The sequence below is a fragment of the Robbsia andropogonis genome (genome assembly GCF_000970345.1).
Lineage (GTDB): Bacteria > Pseudomonadota > Gammaproteobacteria > Burkholderiales > Burkholderiaceae > Robbsia > Robbsia andropogonis.
In genome coordinates this window covers 1-1,768 of record NZ_LAQU01000158.1, presented here as the reverse complement: position 1 = coordinate 1,768, position 1,768 = coordinate 1, and the positions used below count along the sequence as shown (strand labels likewise).

Genomic DNA, 1,768 nt, shown 5'->3' with positions numbered 1-1,768 from the left:
TCCCCCTCCAACCCGCTGCCCACCGAGGTCGTTGCGCTTCAGCGCATGGTCGCGGATCTGGCCGGCCAGGTGCGCAAACTCCAATCGAATCTGAGCGCACGCGAACTGCTCATCGAGCATTTACAGATTCAGATCGCGGCGCTGCGCCGCCAGATGTACGGCCGCAAGTCCGAAAAGCTGGAGACCGAGATCGGTCAGCTCGAACTTAAACTCGAGGAGCTGCTGCTCGACAACGGCGAAGATCCACCACCTGCGAGTCCTGCCGAACAGGAACGTAAAAGCCGAGCACGTAAGCCGCTGCCAGAGGATCTGCCGCGTGACACGGTCGAGCATTTACCGTCAGGCGATGGTTGTCCTGACTGTGGTGGCACGCTCAAGCACATCGGTGAGGACGTCGCTGAGCAGCTTGAGTACGTGCCCGGGAGCTGGCGTGTCATTCGACACGTGCGCCCCAAATTCAGTTGCGCATGCTGTCAGACACTCGTGCAAGCGAGCGCACCGTCACGCCCCATTGCCCGAGGATTAGCCGGTCCCGGTTTGCTCGCACACGTCATGATCGGCAAATATGCCGATCACCTGCCGCTGTATCGACAATCGCAAATCTATGCACGTGACGGAGTGGACTTAGATCGCTCGACGCTGAGTGAATGGGTCGGCGGTGTCACACGACTGCTGCGCCCATTGGTAGAGGCGCTGCGCCGATATGTGATGGCGGGGCCGAGCGTGCACGCTGACGACACGCCCGTGCCGATGCTGGCACCGGGTAAAGGCAAGACCGTCACCGGTCGGTTGTGGGCGTATGTGCGTGACGAACGCCCAGCGGGCTCGGCGAACGCGGCCGCATTATGGATGGCATTCACGCCCGATCGGCGCGGTGAACATCCTCAGCGCCATCTCGGCGAGTTCAACGGCATCATCCATGCCGACGGATTTGCAGGATATGACGCGCTGTACGGCGAATCGAGAACACAGGCCGCCTGCTGGGCACACGCCAGACGCAAATTCTACGAACTCACGAAGTCGCATCCGTCACCGGCGGCAGGCGAAGCGGTGCGCCGTATCGCAGCACTGTATGCAATTGAAGAGCAGATCAGGGGTGAGCCCCCGGACAAGCGTTTGCAAGTAAGAACCGAACACAGCAAACCATTGCTCGACAGTATGCGAGCGTGGTTGGACTCGCTGATCCCAACGCTATCGGGTAAATCGGCGCTCGCCGGCGCGATCCAATATGCGCTCAACCGATGGGAGGCGTTGAACACGTTCGTCCGGGATGGCCGTACGGAAATCGACAATAACGCTGTCGAACGCGCGTTGCGCGCCGTGGCGCTGGGCCGCAAGAATTTTTTATTTGCAGGGTCTGAGTCCGGCGGCGACAGGGCTGCCGCCATGTACAGTCTAATCGGTACGGCCAAACTCAACGGTATCGAGCCCGAGGCGTATCTGCGTGACGTGCTCACGCGCATCGCTGATCATCCGGTGAACCAGATCGACGACCTGCTGCCTTGGAACATCGCTTCCGGCAAACTCCGCCAAGCTTAAAAAGCTTATTGAAGTGCCCATTTATTTTTTAAATGGGCACTACAGGCATGCCGCTGACTAACAGCCCGATACTTAAAAGACGTACCTCGCAAGATGCCGTCGCTGGACGCTTACGAGCAGTTCGAGGCGTGGCGCAAATTCACCAACATTACCCAAAATCCGTCTACCGGTTTGTGACCGGCACTCGCTCCCGACCTCGGGCTGTCCCATTTTCCGCAAGTTGACAATG

The 1,768-nt window shown here is 59.3% G+C and carries 1 protein-coding gene; it reads left to right on the top strand.

The window, feature by feature from the left end; translation table 11 throughout:
- The coding region (gene tnpC / locus WM40_RS26720; RefSeq protein ID WP_236693725.1) for an IS66 family transposase at window positions 1–1,539 on the top strand (1,539 nt) is incomplete at its 5' end.
- Window positions 1,540–1,768 lie beyond the last annotated feature (229 nt).